At 45.5% G+C, this 17102-nt stretch carries 18 protein-coding genes; 14 read left to right on the top strand and 4 right to left on the bottom strand.

Going from position 1 to position 17102, the window contains the following annotated elements; all coding sequences use genetic code 11:
• Positions 1-65: 65 nt before the first annotated feature.
• Entirely contained in the window at positions 66-872 is an 807-nt protein-coding gene (locus tag ACHZES_RS15425) for a ZIP family metal transporter (RefSeq protein WP_154525152.1), read from the bottom strand.
• A gap of 352 nt (positions 873-1224) precedes the next feature.
• On the opposite strand from ACHZES_RS15425, the gene ACHZES_RS15430 reads away from it, so the two are divergent.
• The 3 genes from ACHZES_RS15430 to ACHZES_RS15440 all read left to right on the top strand — a co-directional run bounded on the left by ACHZES_RS15430 (position 1225) and on the right by ACHZES_RS15440 (position 4006).
• Positions 1225-1272 carry a hypothetical protein gene (locus ACHZES_RS15430; protein ID WP_353655233.1) on the top strand — a complete coding sequence of 16 codons (48 nt, stop codon included), beginning with the start codon at positions 1225-1227 and terminating at the stop codon, positions 1270-1272.
• A 145-nt stretch (positions 1273-1417) separates the two neighbouring features.
• Positions 1418-2629 (top strand): peptidoglycan-binding protein, encoded by a 1212-nt coding sequence (locus tag ACHZES_RS15435; RefSeq protein ID WP_404820393.1) that lies wholly within the window; start codon positions 1418-1420, stop codon positions 2627-2629.
• A 15-nt stretch (positions 2630-2644) separates the two neighbouring features.
• The gene (locus ACHZES_RS15440; protein ID WP_038283467.1) at positions 2645-4006 is read left to right on the top strand and encodes an MATE family efflux transporter; all 1362 of its coding nucleotides are present in this window, start codon (positions 2645-2647) and stop codon (positions 4004-4006) included.
• Here the strand turns inward: ACHZES_RS15440 and ACHZES_RS15445 are convergent.
• On the bottom strand, positions 3996-6263 hold the full coding sequence (locus tag ACHZES_RS15445) for a sensor histidine kinase (RefSeq protein ID WP_395547188.1): 2268 nt from the start codon (positions 6261-6263) through the stop codon (positions 3996-3998). The genes ACHZES_RS15440 and ACHZES_RS15445 overlap by 11 nt on opposite strands.
• Positions 6264-6271: 8 nt before the next feature.
• Entirely contained in the window at positions 6272-6967 is a 696-nt protein-coding gene (locus ACHZES_RS15450; RefSeq protein ID WP_038283473.1) for a response regulator transcription factor, read from the bottom strand.
• Positions 6968-7116: 149 nt separating this feature from the next.
• Here ACHZES_RS15450 and ACHZES_RS15455 point away from each other — a divergent pair, with 149 nt between their 5' ends.
• From ACHZES_RS15455 to ACHZES_RS15480, 6 genes are all read left to right on the top strand, one after another.
• Complete coding sequence (locus ACHZES_RS15455; RefSeq protein ID WP_395547187.1) at positions 7117-8259, top strand: glycosyl hydrolase family 18 protein; 1143 nt, start codon at positions 7117-7119, stop codon at positions 8257-8259.
• 89 nt (positions 8260-8348) lie between these two features.
• A complete protein-coding gene (locus tag ACHZES_RS15460; protein WP_395547186.1) occupies positions 8349-9329 on the top strand; it encodes a leucine-rich repeat protein in 981 nt (326 codons plus the stop codon).
• Positions 9330-9388: 59 nt separating this feature from the next.
• On the top strand, positions 9389-10708 hold the full coding sequence (locus tag ACHZES_RS15465; RefSeq protein ID WP_395547185.1) for a VWA-like domain-containing protein: 1320 nt from the start codon (positions 9389-9391) through the stop codon (positions 10706-10708).
• Positions 10709-10722: 14 nt separating this feature from the next.
• Positions 10723-12234 (top strand): ATP-binding protein, encoded by a 1512-nt coding sequence (locus ACHZES_RS15470; protein ID WP_395547184.1) that lies wholly within the window; start codon positions 10723-10725, stop codon positions 12232-12234.
• A 54-nt stretch (positions 12235-12288) separates the two neighbouring features.
• Positions 12289-12507, top strand: a complete 219-nt coding sequence (locus tag ACHZES_RS15475) for a DUF378 domain-containing protein (RefSeq protein WP_038283488.1) — start codon at positions 12289-12291, stop codon at positions 12505-12507.
• Between the two features lie 314 nt (positions 12508-12821).
• Positions 12822-13202, top strand: coding sequence for a zinc ribbon domain-containing protein (locus ACHZES_RS15480; protein ID WP_395547183.1), 381 nt, complete (start codon positions 12822-12824; stop codon positions 13200-13202).
• A 68-nt stretch (positions 13203-13270) separates the two neighbouring features.
• Here ACHZES_RS15480 and ACHZES_RS15485 read toward each other — a convergent pair whose 3' ends face one another.
• On the bottom strand, positions 13271-13840 hold the full coding sequence (locus tag ACHZES_RS15485) for a nitroreductase family protein (protein ID WP_395547182.1): 570 nt from the start codon (positions 13838-13840) through the stop codon (positions 13271-13273).
• A gap of 107 nt (positions 13841-13947) precedes the next feature.
• Between ACHZES_RS15485 and ACHZES_RS15490 the strand changes: the two genes are divergently transcribed.
• The 5 genes from ACHZES_RS15490 to ACHZES_RS15510 all read left to right on the top strand — a co-directional run bounded on the left by ACHZES_RS15490 (position 13948) and on the right by ACHZES_RS15510 (position 17091).
• Positions 13948-14274 carry an MmcQ/YjbR family DNA-binding protein gene (locus tag ACHZES_RS15490; protein WP_038283492.1) on the top strand — a complete coding sequence of 109 codons (327 nt, stop codon included), beginning with the start codon at positions 13948-13950 and terminating at the stop codon, positions 14272-14274.
• Between the two features lie 342 nt (positions 14275-14616).
• Positions 14617-14919, top strand: coding sequence for a hypothetical protein (locus ACHZES_RS15495; protein ID WP_395547181.1), 303 nt, complete (start codon positions 14617-14619; stop codon positions 14917-14919).
• A 147-nt stretch (positions 14920-15066) separates the two neighbouring features.
• Complete coding sequence (locus ACHZES_RS15500) at positions 15067-15813, top strand: MBL fold metallo-hydrolase (protein WP_395547180.1); 747 nt, start codon at positions 15067-15069, stop codon at positions 15811-15813.
• 13 nt (positions 15814-15826) lie between these two features.
• Positions 15827-16639, top strand: coding sequence for a threonine/serine exporter ThrE family protein (locus ACHZES_RS15505; RefSeq protein ID WP_395547179.1), 813 nt, complete (start codon positions 15827-15829; stop codon positions 16637-16639).
• Entirely contained in the window at positions 16636-17091 is a 456-nt protein-coding gene (locus ACHZES_RS15510; RefSeq protein WP_038283499.1) for a threonine/serine exporter family protein, read from the top strand. The genes ACHZES_RS15505 and ACHZES_RS15510 overlap by 4 nt, the downstream gene beginning before the upstream one ends.
• Positions 17092-17102 lie beyond the last annotated feature (11 nt).

Consider the following 17102-nt stretch of genomic DNA (forward strand, 5'->3'; position numbering starts at 1 on the left):
AAATGATGATAAAAAAATAAGGATATCCGGGAGGGAGAAATCTGCCTCCCGGATATCCTTTTTTCTTATCCTAAAGCTACGTCTAAAATCATCATGATTAGAAATCCCACCATAACGCCAAGGGTTCCAACATTGGAATGTTCTCCTAAATGAGCCTCGGGAATCAGCTCTTCCACCACTACGTACATCATGGCGCCGGCTGCAAAGGACAAAAGCCAGGGCATTAGCGGCTGGATACTGCCTGCCACAAGCACAGTGAGGATTCCGAATATAGGCTCTACGATGCCGGACATGCTGCCCCGGAAAAATGCTTTTCCCGTGGAAAGACCTTCCTGCCTTAAGGGCAGGGAAATAGCAGCGCCTTCCGGGAAGTTCTGGATGCCGATTCCAATTGCAAGTGCCATAGCAGCAGTATAAAGAGTTGGATCACCTCCATGCTGTGCGGCCAGGGCAAAGGCCAGTCCTACGGCCATACCCTCCGGAATGTTATGAAGTGTCACAGCCATGACAAGCAAGGTAGTACGTTTCCAGGTGGATGAGATTCCTTCCGCTTCATTTTCTCTACTACTATTTAAGTCGGGATGAAGGTGAGGAAGAAGTGTATCCAATACTATGAGAAAAAGTATTCCTAAAATAAATCCTCCGGCAGCGGGTATCCAACCCGGAGTCCCACTTGCCTCGGCCTCTTCGATAGCCGGAATGAGAAGCGACCATACCGAGGCTGCGATCATAACACCGGCAGCAAATCCTAGGAAGATCCTCTGGATAGACTGGTTTACCTCTTTACGGAAGAAGAATACAACCGAGGCCCCCAGGGTTGTCATTAGAAATGTAAAGCCGGTACCACCGGCAGCCCACAAAACAGGCGTCATAATAATCCCTCCTTTTCTATTTAAAGTCAAAGGTTTTGACTGTGTTTTCATTGCTTTAACTATACCATAACCTCTGTTTAGGCGCAATGAGATAAATTCCCTTTCCATTTCCGACAGTTTTATGCTAAAATAGACCTAATTTTACATAGTAAATACACCTTTATGCCCCAAGAGCGTGGGCAACAAATAGGAAACACCCTATACATAGGAAAGGAATTTGATTTATGAATATAAAAATAAGATGGAAAAGGCGTTCTGCCTATACTGTATTTCTGGCAGCAGCAACGGCTTCTTTATTAGCAGGCTGCAATAAAACAGAAGCAGTCAAAGGACCTGGAAAGGATGCAACGCCATCCATTGCCATAGCAACGGAGCGAAAAAACGAACTGCAGCCTATTGATGCACTTACTCCAGGAGGAGATTTAATGCCAAGGCTTCTTATGGTGCCGGAACAAAAGGAAAATCCTATCCCGGAGTTTTTACGGAACGGGGTGGAGCATCCGGTGGTGGCCAGTCTTCAGGAGCGTTTGATGAATTTAGGCTTTATGGATAACGATGAGCCCACACAGTACTTTGGTAACGTTACGGAGGCTGCGGTCAAGACCTTCCAGCGCCAGAATTGCCTGGTTCAGGATGGAATTGTAGGGCCTGAGACGTTAAATTCCATTATGTCACCATCTGCCAAATATTATGCTGTATCAAAGGGTGTGGAGGGTGACGACATATCACGGATTCAGAACCGTCTTTATGAACTGGGGTATCTAGCCAGTGCGGGTCAGGTATCCGGCAGCTTTGGGGATGAAACAGAGGCAGCGGTTATGAAGCTTCAGGAAGTCAACGGCTTAAACATAGATGGAAAAGTTGGGCGTCAGACCATAAACTTACTTTACAGTGAAGAGATCAAGCCGAACTTCCTGGCTTATGGAGAAAAAAGCGATTTGGTTTTATCCAGTCAGCAGCGTCTTAAAGAGTTGGGGTATTTAACAACCACTCCGGACGGAGCTTACGGAGATGATACGGTGACAGCGGTGAAACAGTTCCAGTCCAGGAATGACCTGGTTGTGGATGGGTATTTAGGGCCATCCACTCGGATAACCTTAATGAGCGCTGGGGCGCAGCCTAACGGCTTGACCTTGGGTGAACAGGGAGAATCGGTTACCAGGATTCAGCAGCTGTTAAATAAATACGGGTACTTAGCTTCCGCTAATGTGACAGGATATTATGGTGAAGTGACGGAAAAGGCGGTTAAGGATTTCCAGAGCAACAATGGTTTGAAAGTGGATGGTTCTGTGGGACAGCTTACCATGAGTAAGCTTACAGGAAGCGGTATAAAATCTGCAGGCTCTTCCGGTTCCTCAGGCGGTTCATCCAAGGGGGGTACCGTTAAGGGAGGCTCCGGTGTAAGCGGATTGCTTTCCATTGCCAGATCAAAGCTAGGGCGTCCCTATGTATGGGGGGCAAAGGGATCAGAGTCCTTTGACTGTTCGGGATTTGTTTACTGGTCTCTCAACCAGGCTGGCGTCAGACAGAGTTATCTAACCTCTTCCGGTTGGAGAAACGTAGGTAAATATACAAAGATCACCAGCTTTGGAAGCCTGCAGGCAGGTGATATCATCGTCGTAAGCGGACACGTGGGAATCGTAGCCGGAGGCGGAAAAGTTATCGATGCTTCTTCCAGTAACGGAAAGGTAGTGGAACGTTCCCTAAGCTCCTGGTGGAAGAGCAACTTTATCTGCGGCTGGCGTATATTTGGATAGGAATGGTTCAGAATAATGAGTATGAAAACGCAGAAAAAAGCAATTAATATGGTAACAGATTCACCGGGAAGGGCCCTTTTGCTCTTTGCCCTTCCCATGATTCTTGGGAATTTATTTCAACAGTTTTATAACATCATAGACTCTGTTGTAGTTGGACGGTTTGTGGGAGAAGAGGCCCTGGCATCAGTTGGTGCTTCTTATTCCATTACAAACGTTTTTATCGCCATTGCGGTAGGAGGCGGGATCGGAAGCTCGGTGGTGGTGTCCCAGTTTTTAGGGGCAAAACAGACTGGAAACATGAAAACCGCCATATCCACCACTCTTATCAATTTTTTATCCATAGGAGTGATACTAGGCGGTCTCGGACTTCTTTTCAATCATCGGATTTTAAGCTTCATGAACACCCCGGAGAATGTATTTCATGAAGCCTCGGTGTATCTGGGAATTTATTTTATAGGGCTGCCCTTCTTATTTATGTATAATGTACAGGCTTCTGTTTTTCAAGCCCTGGGAGATTCCAAGACTCCCTTATATCTGCTTGTCTTTTCTTCTCTTTTAAATGTAGTGCTGGATCTGTTGTTCGTGACTCAGTTTTTCATGGGGGTGGCCGGAGTGGCCATTGCCACTTTGATAGCCCAGGGGCTTTCCGCAGTCCTGTCCTTTCTTATTTTGATAAAACGGTTAAAGGAGTATGAGACAACAGAGCCGTTTCGGCTTTATGACTGGAATATGATGCTCCATATGATGCGCGTCGCCATTCCTTCCACTCTTCAGCAATCCATCGTCCATATCGGAATGCTGCTTGTACAGTCCGTTGTCAATGGGTTTGGATCTGCAGTCATGGCGGGCTTTGCGGCAGGAACCAGAATCGAATCCATCTGTATTGTTCCCATGCTTGCACTGGGAAATGCCATGTCCACCTACACGGCTCAGAACATTGGCGCTGGAAAGAAAGACCGGGTAAAAGTGGGATACCGTTACTGCTATCTCATGGCAGGGGTTTTTGCGGTTATTATCTGTGTGATTATGGAGACCTGGGGAGATTTGTTTATACGAAGCTTTCTAAATGAAGGCAGTGCGGATACAGCGTTTCAGACAGGCATGAGTTATGTCCGGTTCATTTCCTTTTTCTATATCTGCATAGGCTGTAAGGCGACCACAGACGGGCTTTTGCGCGGTGCAGGAGATGTGGTGGTATTTACTGTCGCCAATCTGGTTAATCTGGCGATCCGGGTATCGGTAGCAGCAGTGTTCGCTCCTATTATTGGCGTCCAGGCCGTATGGTTTGCGGTTCCAATGGGCTGGACGGCCAATTATATTATATCATTCATACGTTATCTGACGGGAAAGTGGGAGAGGATACAGCTTATTTCTTGATAGGGAAGGCGACGCCTGCTTTAAATAGATCTCCGTCAATGTAAAGCCTTAATTCTCCGCCCTGAAGCTCGGCCAGGCTTTTAGCGATGGAGATTCCCAGTCCGCTTCCTTCCGTGGTTCGGGCAACATCTCCCCGGACAAAGCGTTCCGTCAGTTCGTCCGCGTGGATGTTTAGTGGGTTTTGGGATATATTCTTCATAGTGAAAACTGCCATATCCTCTTCTTCTGTAATGTCTACGTATACCCGGCTTTGTTCCATGGCATACTTGCATGCATTGTTATAAAGATTCTCAAGCACTCTCCACAAATACCTGCCGTCCGCCTCAATCAGGATGGATTCGGCCGGCAGGGTGGAAACCAGTTCCAGGTGCCTGAGGGCAAACTTTTCTTCAAATTCTCCGTTAGTCTGGTGGATGAGCTCCACGAAATCAATGCTGGTGATATCCAGCTTCAAATTTCCGGAACTTGCCTTTGAAGCCTCCACTAAATCTTCGGTCAAAGTCTTTAATCGCTGGGACTTCTGTTCCAGGACTTCTAAGTATCCCTGAATTTTCGGGTCCTGAATCTTTTCCCTTTTTATAAGGTCCACATAATTTATAATGGATGTCAGGGGAGTCTTAATATCATGAGATACATTGGTGATTAAGTCAGCCTTTAAGCGCTCGCTCCGTACCTTTTCCTGGAGTGCTGTTTCAAGTCCGGTGCTGATGTGATTGATGTGTTCCGCTAGTTCCCGCTCTTTTCCGTTAAATTTCAGAGTATCGATCTTATATGTGGTATCACCTCTGGAAATAGTTAAAAGCGCCTCATTGATCTGATCAGTTTCCCACGCATTTTTGTACATCTGGTGGAAGATCCAGAAATCCAGACAGAAAAACAACAGAGCAACCACCCCCATAAGAATCCGGGACTCTAAGCTGTTATAGGTAAATAAAAGGAAGGCAAAAGCCATTGTCATGGCAACGTTAAAGATTAAGAACAAGGAATAAGAAAACATAATCCGCGTGGTAAAACGACGGTTTTTAAAATACAGGGATAAATTTTTAAGTCCCCGGTGCATAAGGCTTCCGGTCCAGAGATTTCCTGCTTTATAACGTTTTAACAGGCTTAAGGCGGCGGAAAGTCCCGCTGCATAATAAATGAGAACCCGAAGGGCCAGTTCCCCATACTCCCATTGGTCAACGGCAAAGAAGAGATGTATGATCTTAAATGCCAGCCGGTTAGCAAGAAACAGGGTGAGAACGGCAGCCATGAAATACAGAAGGATACAGGTTTCCGCAGGGAGCCGGTCAATCCGGCTCAAGGTAACGTGGTTCTGCTCTCTGTCCGGCTGCCCGGTCAGGCTTACCAGAGAGTAAAGGGTCGCTATACAACCCAGGATTCCAAGGCACAGGCTGATCATTCCGGTGATGAATAACAAGCGCATTCGGTCATATGAAGCAGCGGCCCTTGCGTAAGCATCGCCATAGGGATAGGAAGTATTCACGGCTATGGTCATATGATAATTGCCGTTGTTATAGGGATTCATCTTTTCCAGCTGGGAAGAAACATTCTTTGGAACCGTGGTTAAGTTGGAGTCCACATAAAGCGCTTCTCCTGTTACATAAAGATATCTTCCCATTGCCTTAAAATCATTGACGGTTTTGCCGGAAACGTTGCTGTATAGCTTATAATCTTCGGCCGTGTTCTGATAGAGGACCTCGAATTTTAAGTTGCTGGGGTTTTGGATATAACGGTAATAAAAAGAATAGTAGTTGCCCAGGTGGGTCAGCACTTCATAGGCCAGCTGGTCCATGGTAATAAATGCTTCTCCAGGCTCCGTGATCTTAAAGTCCGGTTCATAAGCCCGGTAATCTACCCGTACATACGAGTCTGAGTCATCTGCAGCCGGTTGTCCTCCGCTCACCTTAAACTGTTCATTCAGATAATAGCCCAGAGATTTGGCCCTCCGTATCATCTCATCCACCGTATATTCCACTGTGGTTCCAGGTCCTTCCATGACCCGGACAATGGGCTTTGAATAGTCAAGCTTTCCGTTAGTCTCAAACACTTCTTTATATTTCACATAATTAAAAATATCGTCAATATCAGATTTAAGCTGACGGGTAAACTCAGGCGTGTCCTCATACGTTTCATGGTTGATCCAGTGGATTCCCTCCCCATAATGGGAATTGCTGTACATGATGGTAACCCCGACGACGACAAGAAGGGAGAAGATCATATGCATAAGGGCTGCAAAATCTTTTCTTTTTTTCATAAACGCTCCTATTGTTTCTCAATCTTATAGCCTACACCCCATACCACTTTTAAATAGCGAGGTTCTCTTGGGTTGATTTCGATCTTTTCCCGGATGTGCCGGATGTGTACGGCTACCGTATTATCTGCGCCGATCGCTTCTTCGTTCCAGATCTGCTCATAGATTTCGTCAATGGAGAATACTTTTCCTGCATTCTTTACCAGAAGCAGCAGGATGTTATACTCAATGGGAGTCAGCTTGATTAGTTCTCCCTCTACTGCAACTTCCTTGTTATCATCATTGATGGCCAGGCCTCCGCATTTATACACCTGCCCGGCTGGCTGCTGGTTCATATTGCCAAGCTGGGTATAACGGCGCATCTGGGATTTTACTCTGGCCACCAGCTCCAGCGGATTAAAGGGCTTGGTAATGTAATCATCTGCTCCAATGTTTAGTCCCAGGATCTTATCTGTATCCTCAGATTTGGCAGAGAGAATGATGATTGGGATGCTGCTTGTCTCACGAACCTTTAAAGTGGTCCGGATTCCGTCAAGCCCCGGCATCATTACATCCAGAATCATTAAATCCACTTCGTTTTCTTCCAGAAGCTTTAATGCATCATAACCATCATAGGCTTTAATTACATGAAACCCTTCTCCTGTTAAATATATATCAATAGCTTCCACGATTTGTTTGTCATCATCACATACTAAAATATTCTGCATACGAAAACCTCCTTTTTCAATATTATACAACGAAGGCCGCAAAAAAGCACATTACATTTTTCTAAAGAAGCCTGTAAAGATGTCTGTTTCTGTCATGTTACGGATTTTATCATCATATGCTTTACCAATTCTGGTAAAAGGATGCTGTTATGAGTATATATGTGGTAAAGCGGGGAGACAGTGTGGACACCATTGCCGAATCCCAGGGCATTCCGGTACAAAGCCTTATATTTGATAACCAGATCGGTTATCCATACCGCCTGGCTGTAGGCCAGGCACTTTATATTAGAGAAAACCCTTCGGAAGAAAGGATGCCTCTTTATGTGTTTGGTTATGCATACCCGATCATCACTCCGGATAATCTGGAAAATACCCTTCCATTTTTGACGGATCTTTATGTTTTCTCTTATGGATTTACCATGGAGGGAGAGCTGGTTCCGCCCATGAGCCCGGATGACTGGATGATTGAGCGGGCATGGCAGCTTGGAGTGCGCCCGATTTTGACCCTTACTCCTCTTGGCCCTGACGGGCATTTTAACAACAATCTGGTATCTGAGGCTGTACATAATATGGAGGTTCAGCAGCGGCTGATCTGGAATCTGGGTCTTAAGATGCTGGAAAAAGGATTTGGAGGCCTGGATTTCGACTTTGAGTACATTATGGCGGAGGACCGCGTGGCCTATGCGGACTTTGTAAGACTGACTACCCAGATTATGAACCGGTTCGGTTATCAGGTTACGGTTGCCCTTGCCCCCAAAACGTCGGCCACACAGGCCGGGCTTTTGTATGAGGGAGTAGATTACGCACTTTTGGGTGAGGCGGCTAACCGGGTGTTTCTTATGACTTATGAGTGGGGATATACTTTCGGTCCTCCCATGGCAGTTGCCCCCATCAACATGGTCAGAAAAGTAGTAGAATACGCTGTGACAGCCATCCCAACGGAGAAAATCAGCCTTGGAATCCCTAATTACGGATATGACTGGCCGCTGCCCTATGAGAGAGGGGTGACGAGGGCAAGGACCATAAATAACTTGGAGGCGATTCAGATTGCCATTGATCATGGTGTGGAGATCCAGTTCGACGAAGTCGCCATGTCTCCATATTTCCACTATTGGCAATATGGAGTCCAACATGAGGTATGGTTTGAGGATGTGAGAAGTTATAAAGCTAAGTTTGACTTGATCAAGGAATTCGGACTGACTGGGGCCGGGTATTGGCAGCTTATGCAGTTTTTCCGTGCTAACTGGTTATTGCTAGAGCAGATGTTTATTATTAAAAAGTATGGACAATGATTTTACCTGTTACCATAAAAAGTCCATTGCATTTCTTCCGTTTTTCTGTTATATTGATGTGTTAAACGGTTAGTGGAGAGGATTTTAAGATGTTTTTATATCAGATTGCAAATGACCATGTTCGGGTTCTGGGCTGCCGGGGATATGACGGTTCCATACGGATCCCGGAGAAAATCGGAGGCCAGCCGGTGACAGAGCTGGCTGCCTATGCATTCTCCGATGGTTGGGGGAAAAACGAAATGCTTTCATTGGCAGGAAAAGAGATACGCCTGTGCGATGAAGAGGGCAGCCCAATTGAAATAGAAGAAAAAGATATTCCGCCGGAGATAAGCTGTGAAGGGTTAAAAGATATATATCTGCCGGAAACGATTAGGAAGATAGGAAATTATGCATTCTATAACTGTTATGAGCTAAGCCGTGTGGAGTGTTCGAGCTCCATCTTTGATGTAGGCTCCGGACTTTTTACCGGCTGCACTGGGATCCGGTTTTTAGATATTCATATAATCGATGGAGAACGTTCTTGCATGAAGGAACTGCTTGCGGAATTGCGGCAGGAGCTTTATGTAAACTATTTTAGCGGCAAAGGGAATGCGAGACTGGTGTTTCCCGAAATGTTTGAGGAGTCTGTGGAGCATACGCCAGCCAAAATCATCCTTCGGGAAATGCATGGCTGCGGCCATATGTACCGTTATAGCTTTGATCAGACGGAATTTCAGTTTCATAAATACGACGCTTTGTTTCCTCACATTCTGGTGCAGGAGCCGGAGCGGGTGACCGCAGCTCTGGTTTTAGGAAGGCTTTACACTCCTGTGGAACTTCTTGAAAAGGATAGGGAGGTATACGAGGCTTACTTAATGGAGCATTTTAAGGGAGCAGCGAGACTGGCGCTTGAGGAAAAGGATCCGGCCCTTTTCCTTTGGCTTGCCGGGCAGTATGGCCATATTCAGGAGGATTTTGACGGAATGGTTGACATGGCGGGAAGTGCAGACAAGCCTGAGATTCTAAGCGTTCTTATGAATCTCCGCCGCCAGCGTTTTAAAGCAGGGAAACGAAAGTTTTCTCTGATATAGTTTAATGAAGGCAAATGAACTTCCTTCTATATAGAATAAAACAGAAAGAGGGTGAAACCATGATCGATCCGGTGAAACAGAGGCAGCTTGATGAACTGGCAGAGGTGGAACTGGGCCATGAGATTCTGACCAATGCCCGCAATGAACTTTATTTAAGCTTCCGGTATCTGGATGTAGCCTTAAACAGTCTTGGTTTTGCGGCTGACTGGACAGGCCAAGGCGTAGGGACAGATGGGTTTGCGATCTATTATCAGCCGGAGCATTTGTTTTCTATATACAAGAGAAGCCGGACCCTTGTGAACAGGGCTTATTTGCATATGCTGTTCCACTGCCTGTTCTGCCATTTGAATGGCAAAGGGGAACGGGAAAAGGAATACTGGGATCTGGCTTGCGATATTACCATAGAATCTATTTTAGATGGACTTTATGTAAAACCTGTTTACCGGCACCAGACTTCTTACCGCAGAGAGGTATACGGCAGGCTGGCAGAAAAGCGAAAGGTATTTACCGCTGAGGGAATTTATAAAGAGCTTCAGGATATGAATCTGACCGCAGAACAATATGGACGGATGGCAGCAGAATTCTATGTGGACAACCATGACCGGTGGGAGGAGGAGGCCCCCCCGGGAGTTCAGATGGAGCGACAGAATAAATGGCAGAACATCCGGGAAACGATGCAGACGGAGATGGAGTCCTTCGGAGAAAAAAATGAGGATTCATCACGAAACCTTTTGGAACAGGTGAGGATCGAAAACCGGGAAAAATATAATTACAAGCAGTTTTTAAGAAAGTTTGCGGTGTTAAGGGAGGAGGCAGAAATCGATCCGGATTCCTTTGATCCCGTGTTTTATACTTACGGCATGTCTCTTTACCGGAATATGCCTCTTATTGAGCCTCAGGAAACAAAGGAAGTTTTTAAAATTGAGGAATTTGTGATTGTGATTGATACATCCATGTCCGTATCCGGAGATCTGGTTCGGCATTTTCTTCAGGAAACCTATGGAGTCCTCGGGGAATCGGAAAGCTATTTCCGGAAGATCAATATCCATATCATCCAGTGTGATGAGGAGATCCGCTCTGATGTGACCATTACAAGCAAAGAGGAGATGGAAGAATATATGGAGCATTTCACATTATCCGGATTTGGCGGGACGGATTTCCGACCGGCTTTCGAGTATGTGAACGGTCTGCTAAACAAAGGGGCTTTTAAAAAGCTCCGGGGTCTTTTGTATTTCACCGATGGGAAAGGGATATATCCGGTAAAAATGCCGCCCTATGACACGGCCTTTGTTTTTATGGAGGACCAGTATGAGGACATTTCCGTACCAGGCTGGGCCATGAAGGTGATCCTGACGGAAGAGGATCTGGAAGTTACTTGACAGGAGATTTTATTATGAATATTAAACGAGCGAAAGAAGAAATAAAGAATACTATAGAAGCCTATCTGCTAAAGGATGAATACGGCGCTTATGAGATACCGGCGGTTCATCAAAGACCGGTGTTTCTCATGGGACCTCCGGGTGTGGGAAAGACCCAGATCATGGAGCAGGTAGCAAGAGAGTGCGGGATCGGTCTGGTGGCCTATACCATCACCCATCATACCCGCCAAAGTGCGGTAGGACTTCCCTTCATAAATGAAAAGGAATATGGAGGGAGCACATACCGGGTAACAGAATATACCATGAGTGAGATCGTGGCATCTATTTACAATAAGATCGAGAGCAGCGGCCTTAAGGAAGGGATTCTTTTTATCGATGAGATCAATTGTGTGTCCGAAACCCTTGCACCGACCATGCTCCAGTTTCTCCAGTATAAAACGTTCGGAAACCACAGGATTCCGGAAGGCTGGGTTATCGTAACGGCTGGAAACCCGCCGGAATATAACAAGTCGGTCCGGGACTTTGATGTGGTGACCTTAGACCGTATCAAGCTTATTCATGTGGAAGCGGATTTCGAGGTATGGAAGGCTTATGCCTATGAGCAGGCCCTGCATCCGGCGGTTATTTCCTATCTGAATGCCAGGACCGAAAACTTCTGCCGGATTGAAACGACTGTTGACGGAAAATTCTTTGCCACTCCAAGGGGCTGGGATGACTTATCAAAATTTATTGAAATTTATGAACGCCTTGGTAAAAAGGTAGACCGGGATGTAGTGGGAGAGTATATACAGTTTCCTAAAATTTCCAAGGATTTTACCAACTACCTGGATCTTTACTATAAGTACCGGGATGATTACCAAATTGATGAGATCTTATCAGGTATCATCAGGGAAAGCCTGTGCAACAGGCTGAAGCGGGCATCTTTTGATGAAAAGCTGAGCGTCATCGGCCTGCTGCTATCCAGATTGGGTCAGAACTTCCGCTCTGTGTCTGATCAGGGGGACAGAACCGGCCTTTTGATGGAAGAACTTAAAAAAATAAGTCCGGAATCCGAAGAAGTTCAGGATACTTCTATGGTTGCCCGCCTTGCCGGATTAAGGGACCAGTGGAATGGTGATTGGGACAGGAGAAGAAAAGCCGGCCTCTTAAGCAGGAGAGAAGATTACCTGCGCCGGGATGTGGAGGCCCTTCTCCTTCAATTTGAAGATACACTCCGAATGGAAGGAACCGGGAATGAGGCTTCTTGGAACCGGATACGGGAGATGTTTGAGGAACAAAATGCCAGATATGAGGCGCTTTTAGAAGAGGGAGGAAAATCCCTGGAGCACGCCTTTGATTTTATGGAAGCCGCTTTTGGAGACGGGCAGGAAATGGTGGTATTTATAACGGAATTAAATACCGGGTATCACAGTATCAAATTTTTAAAAGAATATGATTGTGAGCGGTATTATCAATATAATGAGCGTCTTTTATTCAAGGACAGAGAGAGTGATATAAAAGCCAGGATCGATAGTTTAGGAAAATAATGTATAAAAACCAAAAAACTACTCCATAATAAAGAAAGAAAAGGAGGTAGTGCAATGGGAAATAAAGCATTGAGTTACACAGCTCTGACTATAGCAATTATAGGCGCAGTCAATTGGGGGCTGGTAGGTTTCTTTAATTTCAACCTGGTGTCATTTATTTTCGGCAGCATGACATGGATTACAAGAATCGTGTATGCTCTAGTAGGAATTTGCGGGTTGTACCTGATTACTTTTTTTGGCCGTTCAGAGGCTGGAACAGAAGATAACAGATGATTTTAAGGGCATTGCAGCATGAGCGGATCACTTACTATGCTGGAGTGCCCTCACTCATTTCGTGGAACATTCTTTGGGAATGCTATATAAAAAACATAGGAAAGGTGCTGCAAAATGGCAATTAATCAATCATTTTGCGGCACCTTTCTCTTTTGCGTTCTTTTTGAGCGAAACAACTAACGTGAATTTCGTATTCGCTTGCCTTTCATATGGCCTTATATGTGTTGTAAGCGACTTGGAATTATGATAAAATTCAAATAAATATTCATGATACATTCAAGGTCAAAACCAATATTCATTATCAGGAGGAACTTATGTTTTTTATATGTGGCATGAGCCAGGGAAAGAAAATACTCGATTATACAAAAACAGTGATCTGCGGCCTGTGTGGAGGCTATGGCAGATACCAGGTATTTATGACTTACAGTTATTTCAGTATCTTTTTCATCCCCATCATAAAATGGGACAGACATTATTACGTTCAAATGTCCTGCTGTAATACCCTTTACGAACTGAACTCCGAAAAAGGAAAAAGACTGAATCATAGGGAGTCTGTAGACATTAGCGAGCAGGATTTAACCCTGGTGCAGTCCGGCCGCAGGACTTCAGACTGGAACCGGAAGCAATGTTCCCACTGCGGATATGAAACCATAGAGGACTTTGAATATTGCCCCAAATGCGGACAGAGATTTTAAACTATGGATTAGATGCCGTATCACCGCCTGTCCGGCAGGCGACGGAAGCGTAAGCCGGCTAAGGGTTCCTAAATGATCATATCATCAAGGGCTCTTTTAGGAACATAATGTACCTGATTCTCATCCCGGTAATAACGGGTATCCCCGTCTTCTTTCATTGGGACAATGACCACTTCTTCTTTGGGCTTTCCAAGGGCCAGGACTAAATCGATGGAGTACAGGGAAGGATCGATGGAAAGAGCTTCAGCCAGATTACTTCTTTGTACGTTCCCCAATATACAGCCGCCGTATCCCTTTTCCACAGCCCCAAGCATGATGGTCTGGGCAGTAATTCCATCATCATACAGTTTGTTTTTTCCAAGGGAGAGATCGCATAGAATGATGATGTAGGCAGATGGGCGTTCCCCCTTTTCCGGGCCATCCCAATCAGGCAAAGCACCGGCCCAGCCCAGGGTATCGAATACCTTGGCATTTTCTTCCGGAGTGTTGCACAGCCGGAATTTCAGCGCCTGGGAATTAGCTGTTGAAGCGGTATGCCTGGCTAAATCCACCAGATCCCTTAAGTCACTCGTGGAAACCGTTTCATTCTCATAAAACCGGCGGCAGGTACGGCATTTTAAAACCAGTTCTTTTAACATAGAAAATTCCTCCGTTTTGTCCATATTTTATCCGTTACTTATATGATAAGTATAGCAGGTATTGAACCGGCCTGCAATGGTCATGGGGAGAGAGGGGAGAGACTGCGATGAAAACCAGAGCGGAATTAATTACTTATTGCTTAACCTATCCTGAGGCTTACGAAGATTATCCCTTTCGTGACCACCAATGGGCCGTTATCCGGCACAGGAAAAACAAAAAGGTGTTTGCCTGGATCTATGAACGGGATGGGATAGTCTGTATCAATTTAAAATGTGATCCGGAGTGGGTGGAGTTTTGGCGAAATGCATTCTCAGGTGTACTTCCGGGATATCATTTAAATAAAAAATATTGGAATACAATTCTACTTGACGGGTCTGTACCGGAGGAAGATATCAGACGGATGATAGGAGAAAGTTTTGATCTGACTACCTGATTTCCAGTTTTACCAGGAAAATGGTAGTCAAATATAACAAAAAATTTATTGATATATGGAGTATTATTGTCATATTTTTAGAGTGGACAAAATTGAAACCTGTTAAATAAAAAAAGTTCAAGAGTACAATTTCATAATTTATCATGAGACCATCCGGTCCAAGTTGTAATTATTTTTTAGATTTTGCCTGTTTTTGACCGGGGAAAAAAGCGTGTTGGAATCATTGACTTTGTTTTCTCAAGGTGCTAAACTGGGAATCGGTTTCAGGGACATAGGACAACATGGAACCGCAACAGATACATAAAACAATAACACCTATGTATCGCAAGGAGGAGAATAATTATGAAATTAACAGCAAAAAAACTGGTACTTACAGGCGTAGCCGTATTAACAATGGCATCTATCTCTGCATGTGGAAGCACAAAGACTGCTGAAACAACAGCAGCTACTGAGGCAACTGTAGAGGCTACAACAGAAGAAGTTACTACTGAGAATGAGTCTACAGAAGTTGTAGAAGAATCTGAAACAGAAGATGTTACCTTAGACGAGGCTTCTGATGAAGAGAGCAGCGAAGATGCAGCAGCAGATGAAGTAGAAACAGAGTCTGCAGAAGAAGAAGTTGAATCTACAAAAGCAGCAAACTAATCGGCAGAATTACTGATTCGGTCAGGAATGCTAAATTTCCGGAGCGGGGACTATTGTCCCCGCTCTTTTTACGTTCCCCTGCTATGCAGAATGATGGCAGTTGTGATATAATTTTTCCAAACAGCCATAAGAAGGAGGCCTTTTCCAATGAAAATCACCTATATCCATCACAGCGCATTTCTGGCGGAGCTTGAGACAGTAACCCTGCTGTTTGATTATACAGAGGGTTCTCTGCCTAAAATCAATAACAAAAAACCCCTGCTTGTTTTTGCAAGCCACCGCCACGGGGATCATTATTCTGACAAAATTCTGGAGCTTATAAAGGAGCATGAGAAAACCAGGTACATCCTTTCGGATGATATCCCTAAGGGGCGGCTGCCCAAAGAGCTTCTCAATGAGGTGGTATTTATGAAGCCCGGGGAAAAGATCTGCTTTTCTATTTCAGAAGGGAACATAACAGGCCCTGTCCCTTCGGTAGAAATGGCAGATGTTCAGGTCCTGACCTTCCGCTCCACCGACGAAGGCGTTGCGTTCCTTGTAAAAGCAGAAGGAAAGGTCATCTACCATGCCGGAGATTTAAACAACTGGAGATGGGAAGGGGAACCGGACAGCTGGAATGACCAGATGGCAAAGCAGTATTCTGCGGAAGTGGATAAGCTATCAGGCATGCACATAGATTCAGCCTTTCTCCCGCTGGATCCCAGACAGGAGAAGGCTTTTTCTCTTGGTTTTGATGAATTTATGAGAAAGACCCGGGTAAGCCATGCATTTCCCATGCACTTCTGGGGAGATTTTTCTGTGATCGGAAGGTTAAAGGATATGGATATTTCTGCATCTTACCGGGACCGGATTGTCGAGATCCATGAAGACGGGGAATGCTTAGAAATCGGGTAGGAGACAGGCTTTTATGGAAAACGAGAAGGAACAGCCAGGGGAGCTGACCCCTGAGGAACAGAGAGAGGTCTTAGAGGCCGCCATGCAGGCAGGGCATATTTTACTGGAAAACGGGGCGGAGATCTTCCGGGTGGAGGAGACCATGGACCGGATCTGCTGCCACTATGGCATACGGTCCGGAAATTCCTTTGTTCTCAGCAATGGGATTTTTACGACTTCAGGCAATGAGAGAGAAGAAATATTTGCGAAAGTCCAGCATATTCCGGTGAGCGGAACCCATTTGGACCGGGTAGCGGCGGTAAACCAGCTATCCAGGGAAATTGAGAAAGACTTTTTAAGCCCTGGTGATGTGAAGCACCGGCTGGATCAGATTCGGGTCATGCCGGGTAAACCAAGAACCATGCAGATCCTCGCCTCCGGCGTCGGAAGCGCCTGCTTTTGTTATCTGTTTGGAGGAACCCTAAGAGACAGTTTATCGGCCTTTGGCTCCGGGATTCTCCTATATGTATATGTGATATTTCTAAGCAGCCCCCATCTCTCAAAGATCGTAGGAAACATCGGTGGAGGAGCTCTGGTCACATTTTTGTGCACGGTACTTTATCTGCTCCATTTTGGAGAGAATTTAAATTTTATGATCATCGGTTCTATCATGCCGTTGATTCCGGGGGTTGCATTTACCAATGCCATCCGGGATATTGCAGACGGTGATTATATCTCTGGCTCTGTCCGGATGCTTGATGCGCTGCTGGTATTCTTCTGCATAGCCATGGGTGTTGGAATGGTTTTCAGTATGTTCCACCGGCTGACAGGAGGTGTACTTTTATGAGTGTGTTTATGGAAGCCGCTGCTGCGGTTGTTGGAACGGTTGCCTTTTCCCTTTTGTTTGGGGTTCCTGCCAGGTTTTATCCATACTGTGGGTTAATAGGCGGAGCAGGCTGGCTGGTATACGGGGGACTCATGAATGGGATGACGGCTCCATCGGCCGCATTGGCGGCCACCATTGTGGTGATTTTTCTTTCCAGGACTTTTGCCGTAAGGGAACGATGTCCTGTCACTATATTTTTAATATCCGGTATTTTTCCCCTGGTGCCTGGAGCGGGAATATACTGGACGGCTTATTATATTGTGACGGATGATCTGGCGCTGGCGGTTCGGACCGGCTTTCTTGCATGTAAGGTGGCGGTCGCTATAGTACTTGGTATTGTATTTGTTTTTGAGCTGCCTCAGAAATTTTTTACATTTGCTGCAAAGAAACAGGAGGAAGTGGACGATAGATAAGAGAGAAAGGT

It is taken from the genome of Lacrimispora sanguinis (assembly GCF_044987295.1).
In the GTDB taxonomy this organism is placed as follows: Bacteria; Bacillota; Clostridia; order Lachnospirales; family Lachnospiraceae; genus Lacrimispora; species Lacrimispora celerecrescens_B.

What these genes read in the sequence shown, in the direction of transcription:
- ACHZES_RS15495 (WP_395547181.1), top strand. Translation starts at nt 14,617, where the DNA reads ATGAAATTAACAGCAAAAAAACTGGTACTTACAGGCGTAGCCGTATTA.
- ACHZES_RS15455 (WP_395547187.1), top strand. Translation starts at nt 7,117, where the DNA reads ATGAGTATATATGTGGTAAAGCGGGGAGACAGTGTGGACACCATTGCC.
- ACHZES_RS15460 (WP_395547186.1), top strand. Translation starts at nt 8,349, where the DNA reads ATGTTTTTATATCAGATTGCAAATGACCATGTTCGGGTTCTGGGCTGC.
- ACHZES_RS15450 (WP_038283473.1), bottom strand. Translation starts at nt 6,967, where the DNA reads ATGCAGAATATTTTAGTATGTGATGATGACAAACAAATCGTGGAAGCT.
- ACHZES_RS15510 (WP_038283499.1), top strand. Translation starts at nt 16,636, where the DNA reads ATGAGTGTGTTTATGGAAGCCGCTGCTGCGGTTGTTGGAACGGTTGCC.
- ACHZES_RS15480 (WP_395547183.1), top strand. Translation starts at nt 12,822, where the DNA reads ATGTTTTTTATATGTGGCATGAGCCAGGGAAAGAAAATACTCGATTAT.
- ACHZES_RS15485 (WP_395547182.1), bottom strand. Translation starts at nt 13,840, where the DNA reads ATGTTAAAAGAACTGGTTTTAAAATGCCGTACCTGCCGCCGGTTTTAT.
- ACHZES_RS15440 (WP_038283467.1), top strand. Translation starts at nt 2,645, where the DNA reads ATGAGTATGAAAACGCAGAAAAAAGCAATTAATATGGTAACAGATTCA.
- ACHZES_RS15500 (WP_395547180.1), top strand. Translation starts at nt 15,067, where the DNA reads ATGAAAATCACCTATATCCATCACAGCGCATTTCTGGCGGAGCTTGAG.
- ACHZES_RS15425 (WP_154525152.1), bottom strand. Translation starts at nt 872, where the DNA reads ATGACGCCTGTTTTGTGGGCTGCCGGTGGTACCGGCTTTACATTTCTA.
- ACHZES_RS15470 (WP_395547184.1), top strand. Translation starts at nt 10,723, where the DNA reads ATGAATATTAAACGAGCGAAAGAAGAAATAAAGAATACTATAGAAGCC.
- ACHZES_RS15490 (WP_038283492.1), top strand. Translation starts at nt 13,948, where the DNA reads ATGAAAACCAGAGCGGAATTAATTACTTATTGCTTAACCTATCCTGAG.
- ACHZES_RS15465 (WP_395547185.1), top strand. Translation starts at nt 9,389, where the DNA reads ATGATCGATCCGGTGAAACAGAGGCAGCTTGATGAACTGGCAGAGGTG.
- ACHZES_RS15445 (WP_395547188.1), bottom strand. Translation starts at nt 6,263, where the DNA reads ATGAAAAAAAGAAAAGATTTTGCAGCCCTTATGCATATGATCTTCTCC.
- ACHZES_RS15505 (WP_395547179.1), top strand. Translation starts at nt 15,827, where the DNA reads ATGGAAAACGAGAAGGAACAGCCAGGGGAGCTGACCCCTGAGGAACAG.
- ACHZES_RS15475 (WP_038283488.1), top strand. Translation starts at nt 12,289, where the DNA reads ATGGGAAATAAAGCATTGAGTTACACAGCTCTGACTATAGCAATTATA.
- ACHZES_RS15435 (WP_404820393.1), top strand. Translation starts at nt 1,418, where the DNA reads ATGGATAACGATGAGCCCACACAGTACTTTGGTAACGTTACGGAGGCT.